Here is a 22,091-nt window from a genome sequence, read left to right as displayed (position 1 = left end):
CAGAAGCTTCCTTACCGCAAGGCCGCATTGAAGCAGAAGCAGCCTTACGGGCCATGCGGATCGGGTCGCCAGCAGAGCTTTTGCCTCTGAGCGATCATGACCTCCCGGCTTCCGCCTGATCCGTGCTATATCGTGGCCGATGGAAACCAAGCCCCCAATTCCGCTCGCCGTTCTCGTCGGCATCCAGACACCGGGCGTCGATGACGTCGCACACACAGCCAGCCTCGAAGAGCTGGGTCGCTTAGTGAAAACGCTTGGCTATGAAGTGATCGGCTCAGTCTCGCAAAAACGCGAAGGCATCGGTGCTGCGTCGTTGCTCGGTGCGGGCAAGCTTGCGGAACTGGCGGAACTGACCGGTGGAAAAGGTATCGTCACCTCCATGGCGCCCGTCCCGATGACCAAGGCCCGGCGACGGTTCGAGGGAGAATCTGAAGCGGCTGAACCAGTAGAGTTCGACCCTGATGCTCCCCGCAAGCCGGAATTCGTCATTGTTGATCATGAACTTTCGCCAAGCCAGATCCGGAACCTCGAACGCGCCACGGGTGCGCAGGTGCTGGACCGCACAGGCGTCATCGTGGAGATTTTCCACCGCCACGCCAACACCCGCGAGGCGAAATTGCAGGTGGAGATGGCCCGCCTGAAATATGTCGCCCCCCGCTTGCGGGAGTCCTCCAACGGTGGCGGAAGGCAGCAGGGCCCCGGCGCGGGCGAAAGCAACCTCTCGCTTGACCGCCGCAAAATTCGCGACCGGCTTTCGGAACTGAAAACCCAGCTTGAAGCTGTGCAGCGCGACAGCGATCAGCGTCGTTCCGCACGCAGTGACCAGCTCCGCGTGGCTCTGGTCGGCTACACCAATGCAGGAAAGTCGTCTCTGATGCGCGCCCTGACTGGGAGTCAGGTTCTGGTGCAGGACAAGCTTTTCGCCACTCTGGACACCACGGTCCGCACCCTGCAACCCGAGACGCGCCCGCGTGTGCTGATCTCCGATACCGTCGGCTTCATCAAGCAACTGCCGCACGATCTGGTGGCCTCATTCCGCTCCACACTCTCCGAAGCGCTGGAAGCCTCGCTGCTGCTGTTTGTGGTCGATGCATCCGACCCGACCTATGAAGCGCAACTTGAAGTCAGCCGCAGCGTGCTGCATGAAATCGGGGCGGACACGGTGCCGTCCCGCCTTGTGCTGAACAAGATGGATCGCGTGGATGACACGACACGCGCGGCCCTGATGGAAAAACATCCTGACGCCATCATGCTTTCCGCCCATGCGCCGGAAGATGTGAGTGCATTGCGGGAAACCATCATCGCATTTTTCGAGGCCGAGATGGTGGATGACGTTCTGATCCTGCCTTACGCAAAACAGGCGCTGATTGGTGAGATCTATGAAAGCGCACGGGTCCTGTCTGAAGAGCACGACGAGACCGGGCGGGTGCTGAAAGTGCGTGGTTTGCCGGGGGCAATAACGCGGTTGCAGGCACGTCTTGCCGCAGGCTGAGTGTTGGGTGCAGCAGGATTAACCTCGGCAACGATGCACCCTGATGCATCATAATCTGCGGAATTGAGGCCCGAGGATGCCTATATTCCTGTTTGCATCTTCATCCGTTCTGTCGGGTGTCCATTCTTGAAAACTCCCGATCGGCTTTCGCCTTCATGTCGGTCATTTAAAGGCTCAGGCCCGACGTCTGAAACCGGACATGGAGAGTTCACCGCAAGCCTACATGAGGGTCGCACAGCTACTCCATACCTTTTCTGGCGGAATTTTTGATCCACGCAACAATCTTCTCGAGGAATGCCCATACGTCATCATCAGCTGGCCTGACATAACTCATGTCGCTAGTATCTGACCCAAGACGTTCCAGCATGGCTACAGTCCAGTCTGTCTTCTTTCCTGGCACGTTCAGGTGAGGAAGCCAGTTCTCGACTTCTCCTAGACGAACAGGAAACACTCCGAAGGATTCAAGGCTGTCAAAAAACATGTCGGCCGCCAGGCGATCATCTTTATCCAACAATTCCAATCCACCATCGGTCTTCATGTTTCTTTTCGTGCTTTGTAGCGCGTTGTTGACCGAGGACCGTTGTTGCCCGAAGCTCGTATATGAAGCTTTTGGAAGCTTTGCGGCCGTTAGCCAATTTGTCCAAGTATTGCCACCGTCTTTTACGATATCAATATCTGTTATTGCCGCTGCAGGCACACCAAATCCTCTCAATGGACCGATGATTTCCTGAATGGTCTGTTTATTCTGCGCATTTATGAAGAGAATGGATGGGTAATCCGGTTTGCCCTCGGCCAAGCGATAGAATATCTCACTATAAAAAGCGCGGTCGTTGTCGGACTCCGTGACTATAACGCCGTCGTGAAAGAGCCCAGATATGACGTTGGTGCTCCTCATCAGCGGTCGATTAAGGAAGGTTTTTAAACTCTCTGGATCAATCGATTTTGCTCGTGATTTACCTTGACTATATTCGAGCCTCACGACTTTTACTGACTGTGATGCCTGTACGCACCCCATAAGAAAATCGGGACTGTGGGTAGAAGCCATTAGCGCTCCGTTACGCTCAGAGGCTATGGTCGCCAGGCTCTTGCCGAGCTTGCGCGCAAGCGGCGGGTGAAGAAAGGCTTCAGGTTCATCAATAAGAATCGTGTGGTATTCTCCCGACAGGATTGCCGCGACAATGCCCGTAAAGGCTTGAACACCATCGCTGGCATCTTTGATGTGCGTAGCACCACGGTAGAACTCCCTAGCGACCGCGTTCAAAGACTGCTCATCGGTTGGAATCTCTCCATCCGCCAGTTTTATTCTGAGTTGTCCCAGGTTGGTAGGGTCAACGTACAAGTTGACATTGAAGGCATCCTTGACGAGTGCCCTGACACTCGCCCGGGCTACTTCATCTCGAAAAAGGTTAGCCAAAATGTTTTGTGGCGGTTTTTCGAGGTCTCCGCCCTGCTGATCGTTGGTAAGGTTGAACCGTGACCGGCCATCAAGACGGATAATTCCCCATCTAATAAGATTACTGGCTATCCAACTCTTCTGAGTTTTTTGGCTCACACAGTTCTGTAGATGCGCGATGGGAATATTTGATGCGTCTCGCTGGCCATTGGGAGTTAATCGCTTGAATTCGACGTGTCCTGATGGGGCACCAGAAGGCGTATTTTGTTTGGCCGTTTCAATTAGCTTATGTAAAGCTGTCTCATCCGGCCATTCTATATCGAAATCGCTAACAATCTTGAGATTATTAGGTGGCATGTGGGTGCTGGAAATCGTTTCGATCTCACGTAGAAGTAGACTTTTTCCTGAATTATTTGGTCCGACAAAGAGCGTAATACCCTTCACTTCAAGATCAAAACTTCCAGTCTCGCTGAAGTTGACCGTCACTGATTGCAGCATGTAATCTTCCTAGCAGCTAAAGTTAGCTTCCTGCTTTAAGCCACCGTATTTGTTACCCTACCATATACACGGACGTCCGTTTATCTTGCTCGGTGTTTAAAAGCGGTCGGGCCGCTCTCCCCCACTTAGCCGCCTGTTCGATAATAAAATATTCCACCCCGCACAAAGCCCCGAGCGTGCGCAAAGAAAAGGCCGCGAGGATTGCTCCCCGCGGCCCTGTTTTCCAACCGGTCAGCCCGGCATCAGGCGCAGAGGCGTGCCTGTGTGTCAGCAGCCTCGATCACATAGGGACCGGCTGCCGCGATGCGGATCTTGAGCAGGCCCTTCGTGTTCGGAACACGCTGACCAAGATCCAGCACAGCATCGCCGTTGGTCCAGCGAGTTGTCGCGCCAGACTCAACCGCATGCCAGCCGACATTCATCGTGCCATCCAGATGCCCCTGCAGGGCGCGGCGCTGAGCGCCGTCCTGCAGGACCACGTCACCGACGAGAACGCCCAGAAGACGACGATCATCGACGAACGGACCCACCACGTCGGAAGGACGGCTGGCGCGTGAACGGAGATGGATCACGGTGATGTTTTCCGGGATCTCCACCGTCACGACACCGTTCGACTCGCCCAGACGACGCAGCGTCGTGCCGGCTTCGGTCTGGAACACCAGTTCCGGCTTGCGGGTCAGAGACGCGCGTGCCGGAACATTCAGGCCGAGCGCCTCGACAGCGCGAGCAGCGAACTGGCGATGCAGCCCCTCGACCACGTCACGCTGGGTCATGAGCGGCGCAGCAGCATCAGCCCAGTTCAGGTGACGGCTGGTCAGCGAGACCACCTGTCCACCGATGAAGGAACGACGGTTGCCCGTGTCCAGATAGCTCTCGGTCGGCGTGTTCTCGGCGAGAATGACGCTGTGCGCTTCCGTCTCCACATGGAAGTAACGGTAAGAGCTGATGGAACGGTCATAGGAGATGCTCGCACCGTTTACCAGCATACGCACCGGCACGAACGCACCATCTAGGAACAGGCAATGCTCGGACGTCACCAGCAGATCGCGGCTGGGCACGTTTTCAGCCAGCGCGTCCTTGCGGATACGCACCGGGTAGCCTGCCTCTGCATCATCAAGACCGACCTTGACGGTTGCTTCGTTCATGCCGACCCAGATGACCGGACGGGTCTGTGCTTCTGCACCAAGAACGACAACCTCGTCACCGACGATAATATCCTCGACCGCAACCGCGCCCCGTGTGGTCTGGATAAGGGAACCCTCAAGGAAGCAGACATCCACCGGCTGCGTGTCGATGATCCAGTCACCGGCTGCATCCTGTGTGAAACTTGAGGAACCGGGCACAAACCCGTCCGCCGTGTGGATATCGGACAGGGTCAGGGTCTTGCCGTCATCAAGGGCGATCGTCAGCGTGTAGCTGCCGTCATCGTTCTTCGTATAGACGGCGGATGTCGGCTTTGTGCCGCTGTCGACATTGATCCCGAAATGCGTGTTGGCATTCACGTTTTCGAAGTCGACACCAACCTGAGTGGCATCCGTGTTCAGGACGACCGTGTTGTCGCTGTTATCGAACGTCACCGTGTTCGTCACGCCGTACAGCGAAGCGTAATAGGTGCTGCCGTCATTCAGGGTGAGGTTGCTTACATCGACGCGCACCGGATGATCCGGAGAACCCAGAGTCGAATCCGTCAGATTGATGGTGCCCGCGCCGGACAGATTGCTGCCGTCGACGATGACATTGCCATCGTTGCCGGTGATATTGAGCGTGCCGTCGATAGCGCTGACGCCACCCAGCTCAACTTTCGCCGCGGTGTCGATATTGAGAACGCCATTCCCGCGAATCTCGAAACCGGCTGTTGTGAACACATAGCTGTTCGGATTCTCGCCGGCAGGCGCCGTAACGGTCAGGGTCGCGTTGGCATTGACCGACAGACTGACAAACTGACCGACATCCGCCTGACTGGCGACCACATACAGCGGATCGGTCGTCGTGCCTGCCAGAGCGGCATGGTAGCAGCTGCTCGTCTGCGGAATTTCGCCAAGTGACCAGTTGCTGCTGTCGTCCCAGCTGGCGGGGTTCGTCGCCGTGCCTGTGCCGATAAAATTATCGGTAGCCGCTGCCGAATGATTGGAATAGCCCGTGGTCGTGGCGGACGTGCCCGCGCCCGTGGCGTTTGCGTCCGTTGCGACCTGCTGCAACTGCGCATGCGTCGGGGACGCGCTGTAGTCAGGCGTCACCGACGCTGCGTTCGTGTCCGTGATGAGCCAGTCACCGGCGGCGTCCTGTGAGATGGAAGCCGTTCCCGGCACGAAGCCGGTCGCCGGGACGATATCGGACAGCGTGACGGTGTGTCCGTTCGTCAGGGAAACGACGAGGCTGTAGCTGCCGTCGTTATTGGAAACGAACGTCGCAGCGGTGGGCTCGACTCCATCAGCGCCATTGATCGCGAAATGAGAGTTTTCGGAGACGCCGTAAACCGGCGTTGCAACCGTCGTATCATTCCCGTCCAGAACCAGCGTGTTCACTGTGGCCGGATCAAACGTGACGGATGCGCCTGCGGTATCCCAGCCCGTATACAGGGTACTGCCGCCCTGAAGCGTAATGCCCATGCCGCCGATGGACACGGGGGAGGCTGCGCTCCCCAGCGTCGAATTCACCAGGTTGAGCGTGCCGGTGCCGTTCAGGCTGTTGCCGTCGAGAACAACATTGCCGGGGTTGTTCATGATCGTGATCGTGCCGCCACGATTCTCGGTATAGAGCCCCAGCTCAACCGGCGCAGCCGTGTCGATGATCAGTTCGCCAGCCGGCTGGATTTCAAGACCGTATGTCGAGAAGACATACCCTGCGTCATCGCTGCTTGCCGCGGCGGTGATCTTGAGTGTTCCGTAATCACCGATGGTGAGGGAATGAATCTGGCCATAAGACGCTGCATTGGCAATCGCCACAGCAGGATCAGCGGCGCTGGCACCGGTGATATCAACGCTCTCGCACGTATGGCTCTGGGGAATTTCACCATCTGACCAGTTCGCGGGATCATAAAAATCGCCGGTTGTAGAGCTGTTCCAGTATGTTGTCGCCATCTCTATCCGAGACCTCAATTTGCCGAAACCAGTCGTGCCCGGCTGCCCCTGATCACCGGGGTCATCCCCCTGAGGCTTACGGAACGAACAGATTCGAATTATTAACAAAACAAGAGTGCACGACTTGTATACCACTTGTTAAGGTTTTTCAATTCAATACACTTATGAAAATTTTTGATCCTCAGGTGCAAATTAGAACTGATGTCTTCTTCATGCGCCATCTCTTTTTTGAGATAATACTGCGGTGAACCGCCACTATTTCAAGACAAGAGCGCCATTTCCGCCTTCTTTTTCTTGGGCGACCTCATTAAAATGCGCATAATATAGATTATCTAAATTGATAATTTTACTTGCACACCTGCCGTGCTTCGCGAGAACAATAACCGTCCAGCCGCCCCAGCAATACAGCGCAGAAATAGAGAACCAGCGCGCGATGACCTTTCAACAGGTTCAGAAGCGCCCCGCCTGCAGGCCGGATGAGGAATGTCAGAACGAGCGTAACGGGCGCGTGGTTCTTGCGAAGAGCATAGCCCATACCGCACCCATAACTTTTCGCCCGTTTCAGATCGAGATCCGTGGATTTATCAGGATGCATCACCAGCAATCGGCTGTCGAAATATCCCTCCACCCCACTATGCAGCAATCGCAGCCCCAGATCCTGCCCTTCCGCGGCAACAAAACGGCAGCCTGGCCCCATGTTCAGGTCGAAGCCCCCAACCTGCTCAAAGGCGGTGCGCCGTATGAACATGTTGAATTCGATCAGACCGATCCAGATATTTCGCTCATTCAGTGGGGTGTCAGCCGTCAGCCACCGCCCCATGTTGGACGAGCGACCATCGATATCGCGTATAGGGCCTGTCAAAAGCCCCAACCGGGCATCATTCCGAAAACGGGCGTCGACCTGTTCCAGCGTGTCGGGACGATAAAGGCAGTCGTCATCGGGAAAAGCGATGATTTCACCCGAAGCGGCGGCGGCCCCGAGATTACAGGCATAGCGACATTTCCTGACGTCGGTCCGGATATGTTTCAACGTCAGCGATGAAGAGAAATCCCTGATGACCGCGTCGTAGATATCACTGCCGCTTTGATCAACAACGATCACTTCAACATCACGCACCGATTGCTGCGCGATCACGCCCAGAAAGGCCCGGACGCCCTCAGGACGGTTCAATGTCGGTATGATCAGAGAAAAACGCATGACCACTTCTCGTCCTTCAGGGGGATTGCCACTCAGTTCGACACAAAGACTGTAAGCACGTCTACTAGAGGTCGAGAATGCGCTCGGGGTTCAGGCGTCCGCGCGCAACGTCACGCCAGGCGAGCCAGTTTCCGACCATTCGGCCTTTTCTGTCGACCCACGGCTCCGGACGAAAACTCCGCGCCAGATTGATCAGAGTGTGTCGTCCCGCGCTCTGGAGGGCATGGCTCCACAGGTAGGATCCCTTCCGCGCCAGATAGAACGGATTGACGATCTGCGAATAGCCCAGCCTTACACCGGATGTTTTACCGCTCTTACTGCCCAGATGGATGCCCTGCGCAGCATCGCCGCGCACAATACGGCCATAGGGCAGCAGACGCCTCGAAAAATCGATATCTTCGTACCACGCATACAGAGGCAGGCGCTCGTCAAAGCGGACGCCCTCACGGCGGATCACATCCAGACGAAACGCCATATTGCAGCCATAGGTGTTAAACACATCCGTCACGACATCAGGTGAGGCGGGGCTCACATTTTTCAGTCTGGGGAGAGCATGTTCGACGGTCAGACCGGGGCCGATCGCGCCATCTTCCAGAACCTGTCCTGTCATTCCGACGATGCGAGCATCGCTGCGAAAAACGTCCAGCATGTTCCGGATATAATCCTGCTGCGGGAAGAAATCGTCATCAAGGAAAAGAACAATGTCCGTATCGCCGACATGGTCCAGAATGACATTTCGCTGCGCGGGGAGGCCGCGATTACCTTGCAACAGCACCAGTTCCGCCTCGGGAACAAGGGCCGGCGTAACACCTTCCACATCCGAAGGATTGCGGTAGCACACGACAATGCGGGAGGGCATGACGCTTTGCCGCCCCAGTTCTTCAATCAGCGATTTCAGAATTGGCGCACGCCCGGACGTCGCAAGACCAACGGTCACTTTCGGGTTATCAGGAAGATCGGACATTCTCTGCATTCACCCCAACAGATCACAGGCCATGAAGATTTTCGTTTCTAAAAAAGCCTACGAATTCAAATAAAATCAAGGCGTGACCATTATTTCATCACGCTCTGCGGCAGAATTATGTCGTTTCCATAAGCAATGCCACCAGAACCGGCTTCCCGCGCGCGATCAGGTCGGCACCACCACCCCTTCAAACTCCAGCAACCAGACTTTATCATCCAGCCCACCGTCGCCTGAATAACCGCCCAGGCCGTGCATTCCCACCACGCGATGACAGGGAATCAAAATCGGGATCGGATTACGACCCACAGCCTGCCCGACAGAGCGAGGGGAACCGCCAACTTTTTCGGCGATATCTTTGTAAGTGCGCGTCTCACCCGCCGGAATCCCAGCCACAGCAGCCCATACCTTATTCTGGTAAGCCGTCCCGTGCGGTTTCAGCGACAACGGAAAGTCCCCATTAGGCGTATCAAACCATTTATCGAGCCAGTCCCGCGCCTCACACAGCACGGGTGTCTCCGTTTGGTCGCGCCCCCACCCCCAGTCGAGGGAAATAATCGCTCCGTCCTCTTCAGTGAGGGTCAATGGCCCCAGAGGAGAATGCAGCGAAAGTTGAGGCATGAATCGACTCCACACAGACGATGGGACGCACGGCAAAACACAAGACGTGCTATTTCTTCTCATCAATCGACGAGCTTCTCGTCAATATCGGTTTCTACACTGTTTCTGCAGCGAGTCCTACCATTCCATGACATCCGCCGGATCGCCTCGTCACCATGAACTTCCGCCGATTTTCGCACTCGCAACCGGCGCGGGGCGGGCCGCCATCGCAATCATGCGTATCAGCGGAGTGGGCAGCCACGCCGTTCTGCGGCAACTGGTGGGAGACATGCCGTCGCCACGTCGCACCTCACTGCGACGTCTCTGGCGCAATGCGGAAGAACACGACGACCATCTGGATGATGCGATTGTCATCTGGACACCCGGCCCCAACAGCTACACCGGCGAAGACAGTTTCGAACTCCATCTGCACGCAGGGCCTGCCATCATCTCCGCCGTCGCGGACGCGCTCGTGGCGGCTGGCGCACGCCCTGCAGAACCGGGAGAATTCACACGACGCGCCTTCATGCATGGACGCGTCGACCTGACGGAAGCTGAGGGCATCGCCGACCTCATCGAAGCGGAAACCGAAGCCCAGCGCAGGCAGGCTCTGGCGCAGGTCGATGGTGCGCTCAGCGGTCTTTACAAAGGATGGGCCGCCCGACTGCGTGCCATTCTCGCTCAACAGGAAGCACTGATCGACTTCCCGGATGAAGAACTCCCACCGGAAGTGGAAGACGCCCTTCTCTCAGAGATCCGGGCCCTCGACAGGGACATCAGCCATCACCTCACGGATGGCGAACGGGGTGAACGCATTCGTCGCGGACTGGTGTTTGCCATCGTTGGGCCGCCAAATGCCGGCAAATCCAGCCTCCTGAACCTGCTGTCGGAACGTGATGCGGCCATCGTATCTCCCATCGCCGGAACGACGCGTGACACGATCGAAATCACCACCACGCTGGCCGGAGTAAAAGTCACACTGGTCGATACAGCGGGCCTGAGAGAAACCAGTGATCCGATTGAAGCCGAAGGCGTGCGTCGGGCAATGTTTCACGTGGAACATTCTGACTGTGTCATCCAGATGTTCCCTGCGGATCAGCCTCTTCCACGGCCTATCGCTCGCGCCCTTATCGTCTGCAACAAGACCGATCTTACACCTGCGCCCTCGACGCTCGAAGGGGTTCCTGTCGCGGGCATCAGTGTCCAGACCGGCGCAGGCATACACTCCCTGAGAAAAAAACTTGAAGAGAAAGCGGTCGCACTGACACAAGGAAGCGGACCGCCTCCTCTGACCCGTGCACGCCATCGCGCCGCCGCTGAAACTGCCCACGAGTGTCTGGAAGCAGCCCTTGCGACAGACTGGCCGGAAATTCGGGGAGAGGAATTGCGTCAGGCGATGCGGGCGATCGGACGACTTACTGGCGAAATCGGCGTCGAGGATATACTGGATACCATCTTCGGGCAGTTCTGCATCGGAAAGTGAGAGGTTGCCATCATGGAAACGCGGTTCGATGTCATCGTCGTGGGAGGCGGCCACGCAGGCTGTGAAGCGGCGGCGGCGGCGGCGCGTTGCGGAGCAAAGACACTCCTGCTCACTCACAGCATGGAAACGGTCGGCGCGATGTCGTGCAATCCGGCCATCGGCGGCATCGGCAAAGGGCATCTTGTTCGTGAAATCGATGCGCTGGATGGCCTCATGGGGCGAGCAGCCGATGCTGCGGGGATTCACTTCAAACTCCTGAACCGCTCTAAAGGACCTGCCGTTCACGGACCTCGCGCGCAGACGGATCGGGGCCTTTATCGTGCGGCCATCCATAAGCTTCTGGCCGACACGAATAATCTGACCGTCGTGGAGGCTGCCGCCGGAGACCTTCGCCTCACCACCGACCACGCCGTCGCGGGTGTGATCTGCGAGGACGGTCGGGAGTTCGCGGCTCCGTCCGTGGTGCTGGCGACAGGCACCTTCCTTCGCGGCGTCATCCATTTCGGCCATGAGACCGAACCGGCGGGACGCATCGGCGACCGCCCCGCCAATGCACTGGGCCAGCGCCTCGAAGCCCTCGGCCTGCCGATGGGCCGCCTCAAAACCGGCACGCCTGCCCGTATCGAGCGCAGCAGCATCGACTGGGACTCGCTGGCGGAAGATCCGGGCGATACGATCCCGGAGCCTTTTTCGCGCATGACCGCGCAGATCACCAACCCGCAGGTCAACTGCCGGATAACGGCTACCAACGAGCAGACTCACGCCATCATCAGAGAGCATATTCATCTCTCGGCGGTGTATGGAGGCGCCATCGCTGGCCGTGGGCCGCGTTACTGCCCGTCGATTGAAGACAAGGTCGTGCGCTTTGCCGAAAAGACGTCACACCAGATCTTCCTCGAACCCGAAGCCTTGCCGGGCAATCCGGGAGGCGATCTCGTCTATCCCAACGGCATCTCGACCAGCCTGCCGCTCTTCGTGCAGGAAGCCATGCTCCGCACCATTCCCGGACTGGAGCGCGCGCGCATCGTCCGCCCAGGCTATGCCGTGGAATATGATTACATTGATCCGCGCGCCCTGTCTCACAGCCTCGAACTGCGCGCACTTCCCGGGCTGTATCTGGCCGGACAGATCAACGGCACCACCGGTTATGAAGAGGCCGGGGCTCAGGGCCTGCTGGCGGGGATCAATGCAGCACGCCGTGCGGCAGAAAGCGCTCCGGTCACGCTCGATCGCAGCGAAGCCTATCTGGGCGTGATGGTCGATGACCTTGTCACGCAGGGAGTCTCAGAGCCTTACCGGATGTTCACATCCCGCGCTGAATACCGCCTGACATTGCGCGCCGACAATGCCGATCTGCGCCTTACGCCCATCGGTCTGAACTGGGGATGCATCGGCTCAGAGCGGGCAGACATTTTTGAAAAATCCTCTGCTGCACTGAAAGCATCGACAGAACGGGCAAAAATGGAAACATGGCTGCCCGCCGCAATCATGGAAGCTGGAGGGAGTGCTTCTCAGGATGGCCGCCGTCGTTCGCTGTTCGATATTCTGGCGTCCGGAGCCCCCCCCGATGTAGCAACACGCCTCGCGCCCTGGCTTGCTGAACTTTCCCCTCGGGTGCGTCTGCATGTAGAAACGGAAGCGCGATACAGCGGCTATCTGGTGCGTCAGGAGCGGGAAATCCGACAGCTTCATGCGGAATCTGCGGTCCTCATTCCGCATGGTTTCGACTTCACCCGCGTGGGCGGCCTCAGCACGGAAATGCAGGAACGCCTCCAGCAGGCCAGTCCGCAAAACTTCTCGGCAGCTCAGCGGATTCCCGGAATCACCCCCTCGGCACTCGTGGCGCTGCTCGCGCATATCCGGCAGGCTGCATAAATATGCACAAAGCAGCCTCTCTTCCCGACGTTTCACGTGAAACACAGGAGCGCCTCACCTGCTTCGCCGACCTTCTGACACGCTGGACGGCGAAGATTAATCTGATATCGCCCGGGGACGTTCCGCATCTGTGGGAACGCCACATCAACGACAGCCTGCAACTTGTGCCTCTGGTGCAACCCGGCACGCGCATCATCGATCTTGGATCCGGGGGCGGGTTCCCCGCTCTCATTCTGGCCATTGCGGCCGACGCTGATGTCACGATGGTCGAATCAGATCGACGCAAGGCCGCTTTCCTGCGAGAAGCAAGCCGGGCGACAGGCTGTCGTGCCCACGTCATCAACCAGAGAATCGAATCCGTCGATCTGCCACCCGCCCCCGTCGTCACCGCCCGGGCTCTGGCAAATCTGTCGAAACTGCTCACATGGACGGAAAAACTGGTGACCCCTGACGGTTATGCGCTGTTTCTCAAGGGGCAACATGCCGCCGATGAGTTGACCGACGCCGAACGCGACTGGCACATGACAGTCACGCAAATCCCCAGCCGCACCGCAGGCGGCTCCATCCTGAAGATAAGTGACATCAGGCGTGTCTGACTCCACGAAGAAAACAGCATCCTCGAAACAGGGCAAACGCCCGGCACAAGGTCTCACGCACCCCATCACACTCGCCATCGCCAACCAGAAAGGTGGCGTCGGCAAAACGACGACGGCCATCAATCTCGCCGCTGCCCTCGCACAGACGGGCAGCCGTGTCGTGCTGATCGACCTCGACCCTCAGGGCAACGCCTCCACCGGCCTTGGCGTGGAATACAACGCCCGCAAGCAGGGCTCCTACACGCTGCTGATGGGCGAAGCCGACGCAAAAACGCTGCTGCGGGAAACGGCCATCGACAATCTCGGCATCATCACCGCCAGCACGGAACTGGTGGGAGCCGAAATCGAACTCATCACCGAGGACGACCGGCAGGACCGCCTCAAGACCGCGCTGCAATCGCTTGATGGCGAGGCCGACTACATTCTCATCGACTGCCCGCCCAGTCTCGGCCTGCTGACTCTGAACGCCCTTGTCGCGGCCGATGGGGTCATCGCCCCGCTCCAGTGCGAGTTTTTCGCGCTCGAAGGCATCAGCCATCTGACACGCACGATCGAGAAGATCCGGAAACAATTCAATCCATCCCTCAGGACGGCGGGCATCGTGCTGACGATGTATGACCGGCGCAACAACCTGTCCGAACTTGTCGCCGCCGATGCGCGCAGTTTCTTTGGCGACGCCGTCATGGACACCGTCATTCCCCGCAATATCCGCATTTCGGAAGCCCAGAGCCACGGCACGCCGGTCATGACGTATGACCCCCGATCCAGCGGCGCTGCGTCCTACACCACTCTCGCGCAGGAACTGCGCGCCCGTCTGGAAAACCCGAGCAACTGAGGTCTCAGCGTGAGCACGAAGAAGACAACCGCCCGCCCTCGTCTCGGTCGCGGCCTTGCCGCTCTTCTGGGCGAAGAGCCCGCGAAGATCATCGTAGACGTGGCGCCTGCCGACAGCGCAGCCCCTGCACAGACACAGGGGAAAGGTGGTGGCGTCTCGTCCCTGCCCGTTGAATCCCTTGAGCCCAGCCCCTTTCAGCCACGGCAGACCTTCGCACCGGAAGCGCTCGCTGAACTGACCGAATCCATCCGGGCACGCGGCATCCTGCAACCACTCCTCGCCCGTGCCCACCCCGATAAACCGGGCATGTATCAGATCATCGGTGGTGAACGCCGCTGGCGGGCCGCGCAGCAGGCGGGGCTGCATGAGGTTCCCGTCCTCGTCCGTGAACTCGATGACACGGATGCGATGGCGGCTGCCCTCGTGGAGAATCTGCAACGCGCAGATCTCAACCCGATGGAAGAAGCAGAAGGGTTCAGCCGTCTGATCGAGGACTACCGGCTGACGCAGGACGAACTGGCCCGGGCCATCGGCAAGTCGCGTCCGCATATCACCAACACGCTGCGCCTTCTGCGTCTGCCTGCGCCTTTACGGGCGGATGTCATTGAAGGAAAACTGTCCGCCGGACATGCCCGCGCCCTGCTGGCTCACCCGGACCCCGTGGCCGCCGCGAAGGAGGTCATTGCCCGCGATCTATCTGTGCGGCAGACGGAAGCGCTCGCACAGAAAGCCGTGAAAGAGAGGGCTCATCCTGACAAGAAACCGGTCCGTGAACGGCGTGACCCGGAAATCGCCATGCTGGAACGTGATCTCGCCACCAAACTCGGGCTTCCGGTCCAGATTCAGTTTGATGGAAAAGGCGGCACCATCCGGTTTTCCTACCGCACGCTGGACCAGCTCGACGGGCTCCTCGCACTTCTTAACAGATAATTCCGATTTCACTCTTGCGCAGGGGCAGAACGGCTGGTAAAACGCCGCCAGTTCCAGCCAAGAGGCCGGTTCCTGAAAATCCTGGGCGCATAGCTCAGTTGGTAGAGCAGCTGACTCTTAATCAGCGGGTCCAAGGTTCGAGCCCTTGTGCGCCCACCAGGATTTTCCTTTCCCCTTACAATCCGAACAATACCGTTTCACAGGTCCGTCCTGTGCGGGGCCATTTCATGGTCTGAACGCGCGCTTTCCTTCGGGTTCATCCATGCCAGAATCTCATTGGGAAACGGCCAGAGGCCGCGCGGCATCCTCCAGCGGAACGGGATACGCGGGCTATCGGCGGAACTTTTCTGTCGGATACCCGTTCTATGTTGTGAAAGCGGCGTTCATCTGCTGTTCCGATGCAAGAAAAACATCCGGACACATCAAGAAGTGCACCGCGTTATTTGTAAGAGGTTTTTATGTTCGCATCTCAGCGTATCGCGCTGGTCGTATCCTGCGGTCTGGCATTCGGTTCATTCGGTGTGGCAGCACACGCTCAGACAGCCGCCCAGCAACTGCCCGCAGGAACAACGTTGTCAGCCCCTCCTCCGGGCTCTGTTCCGGTGACCAATCCGGCCAATGCCGCGTCCGCACCGGCATCCGGCGCACAGATGGTCAGCGGTGTGACGGGAGCCACCACCGCAGCAACGCCGGGCGCGCTCGGTGAAAACGGACTACCCTCAATCGACAACGCAACGCCCGGCAACGTGGCGGGCCTGCTGTCTTACTGCGTCCACAAGAAATATACTGACACCACCACCAGCCGTTCCGTAGCCCGCAAGCTCGCCAAGCGAGCCGACGTGAAGAACGATCAGAATTATTCACTGGGTGGGCAGGGTCTGCTGGCGAATGGCACCACCACGCCCTTCGACATCTCCACGCTCAGCAAGTCCAAGCGCGTCAAGCTGTGCAGTGATCTGACGAAAAAAGGTCAGGGCCTCCAGTAAGCTACACTTTACCGCAAAAACCGGATGGGACTCCTCCCATCCGGCTTTTTTTGTGCGTTTCTGTGATGAGCGGGCATCGTGCATCCCCGACACGAGCGTGAGGACTTGTACGACAATATTGCAGCAGCGTGCGTCCGCTATTGTTCGATGAAACCCAATCGCGCACACTCTCACCCATGAATGCGCCCCGCGGTTCCCGCCAGCCCACCCTTTCCCTCTCGTCGTCTCCTCATCAAGCTTCGTCGCCCGCACGGGCCGCCCTTGAAACGGCGCTGAGGCGCACGGAACTGTCCATAGAACCGCGAGAGGAGCAGGCCCTTCTCAGGCGCATAGGACGCGCCCTGACGCCGGGAGCGCAGGAAGTGCCGGACGATATGTTCCGGTCCGCTCTGTGTGGCGTCAGGCGCAAGCGGTGGACGTCCCGCCTGATGGACCAGACCCGGCGCGACGGACGGATCTGGATCTCACGCGAGGACATGGAACAGGCCGTTGCAGCGGTCGAAGACCCGACCGCCACGGATGAGGATCTGTTCGCTGCCCTGAAGCCGGTCATGGCCGCCCGCTTCCACGAACTGGGAGACACCCCGAAAGCGGCGCTGGCGGGGATGCAGGCGGACATGCTCGATACCGGGCGAGTCCTGTCAGCCGCGCAGACTGCGCGCCTCGCGGAAGCCATCGCCGAAGCATTCAACATGTCCGACCGCGACCGTTTTATCGGCACGGCACAGGAAGCCGAGGAAGCCCGGGCGCGGCACGAAGCCTCCATCGAACAGACGGCACGCACGCGGCGCGAGAAGGAGGAGAAGCGCCTACAGGACTGGGAAAGCAGTCTCGTGGGCTTTCAGGACGTGCCGCGCCTCCTGCACTGCTCCCAGCGCGAGGCCTTTCGCTGGATTGCCGAGAACCGCATCCCGGTCGCCCGTCGCATCCTCCAGAAAGAGGGCCACGAGCTGTGGGAGTTTGATCCCAACGAACTCGTCGCTCTCCGTGCGCTGCTGCCCGACTGGCGTCGGACCAACGAAGAGTTTTTCGACCGCAAGGAAAAACGTGGACGCGAAAGCGGACGACGCGGCGACACGCCACTGCCCGAGCCTCCCAACGTCGGCAAGCACGTCGCCAACTCGGTGATCGCCCGCGTGGCCGCCCTCGACCGCTACGCTGCCCATTTCCGCACGGCCCGCGCGCTTGAACGACGCATCACGCTGGTCACAGGCCCGACCAACAGCGGCAAGTCGCACACGGCCCTCGATGCACTGGCGCGAGCCGAGAGCGGCCTTGCACTCGCTCCCCTGCGTCTCCTCGCCCATGAGTTCCGCGAGGCTCTGGCAGCGCGGGGCGTGGAAGCCTCGCTCTCTACGGGTGAGGAGCGCATCGTTGCCCACGGCAGTCGGCATCTGGCCGCAACCGTGGAGATGTGCCCCTTCTTCAATCCCGTCGATGTCGCCGTGATCGATGAAGCGCAGATGCTGTTCGACCCGGATCGCGGCGCGGCATGGACTGCCGCCATCATGGGCGCACCGGCCCGGCATCTCTACGTCCTCGGTGCACCGGAATGTATCCCGATGGTGCGGCGGATCGCCGAACTCTGCGGCGACCCGGTCGACGAAATCTCTCTTCAGCGCAAAAGTCCTCTGAGGGCCGCATCCGCGCCCGTCCGGCTCAACGAACTAAAAGCGGGCGATGCGCTCATCGCCTTCTCCCGCCGTGAAGTGCTGGACCTGCGCGCTGCCCTGATGGAGCGCGGACGGAGCGTGGCCGTTGTATATGGCGCCCTCAGCCCGGAAGTCCGTCGCGCCGAGGCGCAGCGTTTCAACGCAGGGAGCGCCGATATCCTGATCGCCACCGATGCCATCGGCATGGGACTGAACCTTTCCATCCGTCGCATCGTGTTCGCCGCGCTGCGGAAGTTCGACGGACGCCAGACACGCGATCTCACCGTGCAGGAGGTCAAGCAGATCGGTGGTCGCGCCGGCCGCTTCGGCAAGCATGAGGATGGCATTGTCGCCGTGCTGGCGGACGCTGGCAGTCCGCACTTCATCCGCGACCATCTCAATGCCGACCCCGTCGCGCCCGAGGAACTCCGACCATTCGTGCAGCCGGACGCCGACATCGTCCGCGCCATCGCCACGGAGATCGGCTCCGACAGCCTCTACGGCGTGCTGGCCCGCATCCGGCGCGCCGTGCTGCGCCCTGACGACCCCAACTACCGTCTGTCCGACATGGAGCAGCCCTTCGCCATTGCCTCAGCTCTGGAAGGCGTGGAGGGGCTGGATCTCACCCAGCGCTGGACCTACGCCATGTGCCCCGTCGATGACCGCGACAATGGCATCAGTCGTCTTGTCGGCTGGGCCGCCGACCATGCCGCCGGAGCGCGCATTCCACCGCCGGGAACAGGTCGTCTGCCACCCCCGGATCGTGCGGGTCGGGAAGAGCTTGAGCGAGCTGAGAAGCGCCACAAACGGCTTGTGGCGTGGCGCTGGCTGGCACTGCGTTTCCCTGAGACCTATCCGGATCTGGAAGCGGCTGAAGAAACGACGCAGCGGCTCAATGAGTGGATCGAAAGTGTGCTGCGGCAGCAGAGCCGGACGAAGAAGCAGAAAGACCGGCGATAGGGGATGTAAGCGCGGCGGGGCTTTGCCCCGAGACCCCACCAAAGGCAGTGCCTTTGGAAACCGGTTGGATTGTGGGGAAGTTGTTTGCGTATTCGGCAGGAAAGGGGGGGGGAAGATGACTGTCAGCTTTGTGGCACTGCAAGCAACATAGCAGACAGTCTGTTTTCAGCTTGGCTGAGATTCTGAACCGCTCCCGTGTGGGGCTTACTTTCGCCAAAAAAGGCAGTTATCCCGGATGCTGGGCTGATCGATAGGTAGTGGGCGAACCCCCTATAATTCGCCTGAATATCGCGGCAAATGCACTTGGCGTTTCATAACCCAGCACCTCGGAAATCAAGCCCACCGGTTGCCCTGAAACAAGCATCGGAACGGCGGCCAGAACATCTGCCTGCTGGCGCCATGCTGAGAGGGAACAGCCCAACTCCTCCAGTGCCAGACGGGCGAGGGTTCTGACGGAAGCCTCCGCCTGCTGCGCCAGCGCCTCCATGTGCATAATAAGGGGCTTCGGACGTAGTGGCGATGCTCATGAAACTCTCTCTATCATTTGGAAAGGGTGGAAAACGGGTTTGTATTGGCCACCTCGCTTTCCACTTGAAGAAAGCTGGCACAGCAGTCGGCTTACTCCGTCACAGCTTTGCTCCAGCCCACAATTGAAATAGGGAAAAAGAAACGAATGCCGTCTTCAGCCTCCCATGCCCCCATCCCCAGACTGTCGCGCCCGCTCGCAATATCCTCTGCAAACATTGTTTTCAGTGCACTCCAGTCTTCCGGAGCCACTTGATCCTGCAGGCGGGATTCGAGGCGATACTGCTCTGTCAGCACATGAGACAGCTCTGCCTCAGCGCCCAGTGACAGCAGTTGAGGCAGCGTCAGGGCACTTGTATGGGACGGGTCACGCAGCATCTCCGCCTGATCATATCCTTTCTGACATTCCGGAGCCGGGGTGGCATCAATGACGATGATCCGGCCACCCGGACGGCAGACGCGAACCATTTCTGCCAGAACGGTCGCGGGCTCCTGCATGTGATGAAAGCTGTAGCGCGTCACGACCCGATCGAAACTGTTCGCTTCAAACGGCAGATGCCGGGCATCACCAACATGATAATCCACGCTGACATTCATATCGGTGGCTCGGTGACGTGCCTGGTTGATCATGGCGGGGGTCAGATCGATCCCCGTCACATCTGCGCCCTCACGCGCCAGTGCACAGGCCACGATACCCGGACCACATGCCACATCAAGAACTGTCATACCCTTGGAGACAGAGCAGGCCGCGAGAGTTTGAGCCATGCTTTCAGCCTCGGCATGAATAGGCAGCTCAGAAAATGGTCTGGCCCATCGCGTGAATTGCGCAACGATCTGACTGTCATGGGGCGTCGAGGTGGACATCTTCATTCCTTTCCGTATCGGTTCAGGATAAAGGAAAGACCAACTGGCCGACTAACGACATCCGGCCATAAGTAGACGGATTTCGGCCAATGAAGATTCTTACTGTCGAGGAGACCCAGACAGTCCTCAACGACACCGGCCTCGATTGTCCGAAAAACCCGGGATTTGCATTCCGTAAGTCTTCTTCAGCCATATTTTACGACTGGCACGAGCACCCCTACCACCAGATCACCTACGCACGGAGCGGCACGACGCAGATCGAAGGGCCGGATGGTCGGCATCTCCTCCCCACCGGCCATGCCATCTGGATACCGGCGGGGACACGTCATCGAACCATGATCCGTAATCTGGATGGAGTATCCGTCTATTTTGATCCGGTGTATTTCCCGAGTGGCGGTGCCCAGCATATCCGCACATTCCCTGTAACAGCCGTTGTACGAGAGATGCTGTTCCATGCACTGCGCTGGCCTGACGGTCCGGACGAGCAGGCCCCTATTACCCAAAGCTTTTTTCAGACGCTTAGCCTACTCTGTGTGGAACAGCTGCAAGCGGTAGCAGACCGGCTTTTCGTGTTGCCGCGCGTCACACACCCGTCTCTCGTACGCGCCGTGGATGCAGCCCTTGTCAGTCCCGGTCAGGCAACTCTGACCATAGCCCTCACTCACGCCGGAATGTCAGAGCGCAGTTTCCGCCGCCATTTTCTCGCTGAAACCGGACTAACCTGGCAGGACTGGATCACTCAGGCCCGCCTGTTCCAGGCTGCCACCCTGCTGGCGGAAGGTCAGCGCGTGACAGACGTGGCCGCCGAGGTGGGATATGCGTCCCTGAGTGCGTTCGCCAAAGCCTTCACGCGTCTCATTGGCATGACGCCTATCCGCTTTCGGGAAATGCAGAAGGAAGATTGAACGGCTGAAATGAGGGCGAAGCCTGCCTGTCTGCATCCTTGATGCGGATAAGCAGTTGAGCGAGAAACGGAATAGCCGGTCAGGACCACAATCTCCGGAAAAAATGCCGAACAGCCCCATAACCAGCGAGAAGGGCATTATCGTCCATGTGACCCTGCCCCCAGCATGCCCTCAGTTTTGAGTTAGGGTCTGAGGGTTGCTGTATGCCTTATTGGCGTGTTGGGCGAAAGCCTCTGGCGTCACGCCATTGAGGCTGGTGTGGGGCCTGATGGCGTTGTAGTCGGCTCGCCAGGCGTCGATGACCGTCCGAACATGGGCGATGTTGCGGAACAGATGCTCGTTGAGGCATTCGTCACGGAACCGGCCGTTGAAGCTCTCGACGAACCCGTTCTGCTGCGGCTTGCCCGGTGCGATGTAGTGCCACAGCACCGACCGCTTTTCCTGCCAGGCCAGGATGGCGTTCGAAGTCATCTCAGTGCCGTTGTCACTGACGATCATCAGCGGCCAGCCGCGATGTTCCCCGATCCGATCGAGTTCGCGGCCGAGCCGTTCGCCTGACAACGATGTATCCGCTACCAGCGCCAGGCATTCGCGCGTGTAGTCGTCCACCACCGTCAGCACCCGGAACCGTCGTCCGTATCGGCGAGCGCGTGCCCGTCGCCCGTTTCCGGCCGCCACGCTTGCGGACCGACAGCCCTTTCTCGCGATACAGCCGGAACAGCTCCTTGTGGTTCATCGCCACCCCCTCCCGGTCGAGCAGGATCTGCAGACGCCGATAGCCGAACCGGCGCCGTTCCGCGGCCAGTTCGCGCAAGCGCATCCGTGCTGCCTCTTCGGCCGGACGCCGTGACGCATATCGCCAGGTCTTCGGATCGATGCCGATCAGCCGGCAGGCCCGCCGCTGCGAGTAATCCCGCTCCGTAATCGCCCAGGTCGCAGCTTCTCGCCGCAAGCCGGGCGTCACGAGTTTTTTTGCCAGCAGTTCCTTCAGCGTCGAGACGTCCATCACGCTCTCCGCCAGGAGCCGCTTCAGCTTCGCGTTCTCCTCTTCCAGAGCCTTGAGCCGCCGTGCTTCCGACACCTCCATCCCGCCGTATTTCGACCGCCATGTGTAGAAGGTCGCATCGCTGATCCCGTGCCTGCGGCACAGATCGGCCGCCGTGGCGCCCGCCTGATGCTCCTTCAGGATACCAATGATCTGGTCCTGTGTGAAACGTGCTTTCTTCATCGCCTGTCTCCAATGGACAGACCTTACTTC

Annotated in this window: 16 protein-coding genes, 1 tRNA gene and 1 pseudogene; 10 read left to right on the top strand and 8 right to left on the bottom strand. The window is 59.2% G+C overall.

Annotation, left to right across the window (positions count from 1 at the left end):
- Positions 1–139: 139 nt before the first annotated feature.
- Positions 140–1,492: a GTPase HflX gene (gene hflX / locus GOB81_RS10900; protein WP_173570442.1), complete on the top strand. Its 1,353-nt coding sequence runs from the start codon at positions 140–142 to the stop codon at positions 1,490–1,492.
- Between the two features lie 238 nt (positions 1,493–1,730).
- Here the strand turns inward: hflX and GOB81_RS10895 are convergent, their stop codons facing one another.
- The 5 genes from GOB81_RS10895 to GOB81_RS10875 all read right to left on the bottom strand — a co-directional run bounded on the left by GOB81_RS10895 (position 1,731) and on the right by GOB81_RS10875 (position 9,243).
- Positions 1,731–3,383 (bottom strand): ATP-dependent nuclease, encoded by a 1,653-nt coding sequence (locus GOB81_RS10895; RefSeq protein ID WP_173570441.1) that lies wholly within the window; start codon positions 3,381–3,383, stop codon positions 1,731–1,733.
- Between the two features lie 242 nt (positions 3,384–3,625).
- Positions 3,626–6,463 (bottom strand): Hint domain-containing protein, encoded by a 2,838-nt coding sequence (locus tag GOB81_RS10890; RefSeq protein ID WP_173570440.1) that lies wholly within the window; start codon positions 6,461–6,463, stop codon positions 3,626–3,628.
- A 346-nt stretch (positions 6,464–6,809) separates the two neighbouring features.
- Complete coding sequence (locus GOB81_RS10885; protein WP_173570439.1) at positions 6,810–7,661, bottom strand: glycosyltransferase family 2 protein; 852 nt, start codon at positions 7,659–7,661, stop codon at positions 6,810–6,812.
- 64 nt (positions 7,662–7,725) lie between these two features.
- The gene (locus tag GOB81_RS10880; RefSeq protein ID WP_173570438.1) at positions 7,726–8,625 is read right to left on the bottom strand and encodes a glycosyltransferase family 2 protein; all 900 of its coding nucleotides are present in this window, start codon (positions 8,623–8,625) and stop codon (positions 7,726–7,728) included.
- Between the two features lie 165 nt (positions 8,626–8,790).
- Positions 8,791–9,243 (bottom strand): methylated-DNA--[protein]-cysteine S-methyltransferase, encoded by a 453-nt coding sequence (locus GOB81_RS10875; RefSeq protein ID WP_173570437.1) that lies wholly within the window; start codon positions 9,241–9,243, stop codon positions 8,791–8,793.
- A gap of 127 nt (positions 9,244–9,370) precedes the next feature.
- Between GOB81_RS10875 and mnmE the strand changes: the two genes are divergently transcribed.
- The 8 genes from mnmE to GOB81_RS10835 all read left to right on the top strand — a co-directional run bounded on the left by mnmE (position 9,371) and on the right by GOB81_RS10835 (position 18,539).
- The gene (gene mnmE / locus GOB81_RS10870) at positions 9,371–10,705 is read left to right on the top strand and encodes a tRNA uridine-5-carboxymethylaminomethyl(34) synthesis GTPase MnmE (protein ID WP_173570436.1); all 1,335 of its coding nucleotides are present in this window, start codon (positions 9,371–9,373) and stop codon (positions 10,703–10,705) included.
- Between the two features lie 12 nt (positions 10,706–10,717).
- Positions 10,718–12,580, top strand: a complete 1,863-nt coding sequence (gene mnmG / locus GOB81_RS10865; RefSeq protein ID WP_173570435.1) for a tRNA uridine-5-carboxymethylaminomethyl(34) synthesis enzyme MnmG — start codon at positions 10,718–10,720, stop codon at positions 12,578–12,580.
- A 2-nt stretch (positions 12,581–12,582) separates the two neighbouring features.
- A complete protein-coding gene (gene rsmG / locus GOB81_RS10860; protein ID WP_173570434.1) occupies positions 12,583–13,176 on the top strand; it encodes a 16S rRNA (guanine(527)-N(7))-methyltransferase RsmG in 594 nt (197 codons plus the stop codon).
- Between the two features lie 64 nt (positions 13,177–13,240).
- On the top strand, positions 13,241–14,011 hold the full coding sequence (locus GOB81_RS10855) for a ParA family protein (RefSeq protein ID WP_338421355.1): 771 nt from the start codon (positions 13,241–13,243) through the stop codon (positions 14,009–14,011).
- 9 nt (positions 14,012–14,020) lie between these two features.
- On the top strand, positions 14,021–14,941 hold the full coding sequence (locus GOB81_RS10850) for a ParB/RepB/Spo0J family partition protein (RefSeq protein ID WP_173570432.1): 921 nt from the start codon (positions 14,021–14,023) through the stop codon (positions 14,939–14,941).
- A gap of 83 nt (positions 14,942–15,024) precedes the next feature.
- Positions 15,025–15,100 (top strand) — tRNA-Lys (locus GOB81_RS10845).
- Between the two features lie 299 nt (positions 15,101–15,399).
- On the top strand, positions 15,400–15,927 hold the full coding sequence (locus GOB81_RS10840) for a DUF2501 domain-containing protein (protein ID WP_173570431.1): 528 nt from the start codon (positions 15,400–15,402) through the stop codon (positions 15,925–15,927).
- 176 nt (positions 15,928–16,103) lie between these two features.
- Positions 16,104–18,539: a helicase-related protein gene (locus tag GOB81_RS10835; protein WP_173570430.1), complete on the top strand. Its 2,436-nt coding sequence runs from the start codon at positions 16,104–16,106 to the stop codon at positions 18,537–18,539.
- 226 nt (positions 18,540–18,765) lie between these two features.
- Here GOB81_RS10835 and GOB81_RS18035 read toward each other — a convergent pair whose 3' ends face one another.
- Together GOB81_RS18035 and GOB81_RS10825 are read right to left on the bottom strand one after the other, a co-directional pair.
- Entirely contained in the window at positions 18,766–19,026 is a 261-nt protein-coding gene (locus tag GOB81_RS18035) for a helix-turn-helix domain-containing protein (RefSeq protein ID WP_408736928.1), read from the bottom strand.
- Between the two features lie 131 nt (positions 19,027–19,157).
- Positions 19,158–19,928 carry a class I SAM-dependent methyltransferase gene (locus tag GOB81_RS10825; RefSeq protein WP_242010201.1) on the bottom strand — a complete coding sequence of 257 codons (771 nt, stop codon included), beginning with the start codon at positions 19,926–19,928 and terminating at the stop codon, positions 19,158–19,160.
- Between the two features lie 89 nt (positions 19,929–20,017).
- Here GOB81_RS10825 and GOB81_RS10820 point away from each other — a divergent pair, with 89 nt between their 5' ends.
- Positions 20,018–20,833 (top strand): helix-turn-helix domain-containing protein, encoded by an 816-nt coding sequence (locus GOB81_RS10820; RefSeq protein WP_173570427.1) that lies wholly within the window; start codon positions 20,018–20,020, stop codon positions 20,831–20,833.
- Between the two features lie 171 nt (positions 20,834–21,004).
- Here GOB81_RS10820 and GOB81_RS10815 read toward each other — a convergent pair.
- Positions 21,005–22,061: pseudogene (locus GOB81_RS10815) on the bottom strand (integrase core domain-containing protein).
- Positions 22,062–22,091 lie beyond the last annotated feature (30 nt).

The organism is Acetobacter conturbans (genome assembly GCF_011516755.1).
Taxonomy (GTDB): domain Bacteria; phylum Pseudomonadota; class Alphaproteobacteria; order Acetobacterales; family Acetobacteraceae; genus Acetobacter; species Acetobacter conturbans.
Note: the sequence above shows the minus strand (reverse complement) of the source record. Positions and strands in the feature narration are given on the sequence as shown.

Bases quoted from the DNA above. Each gene is read 5' to 3' on its own strand.
- hflX (WP_173570442.1), top strand. From the start codon at position 140: ATGGAAACCAAGCCCCCAATTCCGCTCGCCGTTCTCGTCGGCATCCAG.
- GOB81_RS10885 (WP_173570439.1), bottom strand. From the start codon at position 7,661: ATGCGTTTTTCTCTGATCATACCGACATTGAACCGTCCTGAGGGCGTC.
- GOB81_RS18035 (WP_408736928.1), bottom strand. From the start codon at position 19,026: ATGGAGGCGCTGGCGCAGCAGGCGGAGGCTTCCGTCAGAACCCTCGCC.
- rsmG (WP_173570434.1), top strand. From the start codon at position 12,583: ATGCACAAAGCAGCCTCTCTTCCCGACGTTTCACGTGAAACACAGGAG.
- GOB81_RS10895 (WP_173570441.1), bottom strand. From the start codon at position 3,383: ATGCTGCAATCAGTGACGGTCAACTTCAGCGAGACTGGAAGTTTTGAT.
- GOB81_RS10825 (WP_242010201.1), bottom strand. From the start codon at position 19,928: ATGTCCACCTCGACGCCCCATGACAGTCAGATCGTTGCGCAATTCACG.
- mnmG (WP_173570435.1), top strand. From the start codon at position 10,718: ATGGAAACGCGGTTCGATGTCATCGTCGTGGGAGGCGGCCACGCAGGC.
- GOB81_RS10835 (WP_173570430.1), top strand. From the start codon at position 16,104: ATGAATGCGCCCCGCGGTTCCCGCCAGCCCACCCTTTCCCTCTCGTCG.
- GOB81_RS10840 (WP_173570431.1), top strand. From the start codon at position 15,400: ATGTTCGCATCTCAGCGTATCGCGCTGGTCGTATCCTGCGGTCTGGCA.
- mnmE (WP_173570436.1), top strand. From the start codon at position 9,371: ATGACATCCGCCGGATCGCCTCGTCACCATGAACTTCCGCCGATTTTC.
- GOB81_RS10875 (WP_173570437.1), bottom strand. From the start codon at position 9,243: ATGCCTCAACTTTCGCTGCATTCTCCTCTGGGGCCATTGACCCTCACT.
- GOB81_RS10880 (WP_173570438.1), bottom strand. From the start codon at position 8,625: ATGTCCGATCTTCCTGATAACCCGAAAGTGACCGTTGGTCTTGCGACG.
- GOB81_RS10890 (WP_173570440.1), bottom strand. From the start codon at position 6,463: ATGGCGACAACATACTGGAACAGCTCTACAACCGGCGATTTTTATGAT.
- GOB81_RS10820 (WP_173570427.1), top strand. From the start codon at position 20,018: ATGAAGATTCTTACTGTCGAGGAGACCCAGACAGTCCTCAACGACACC.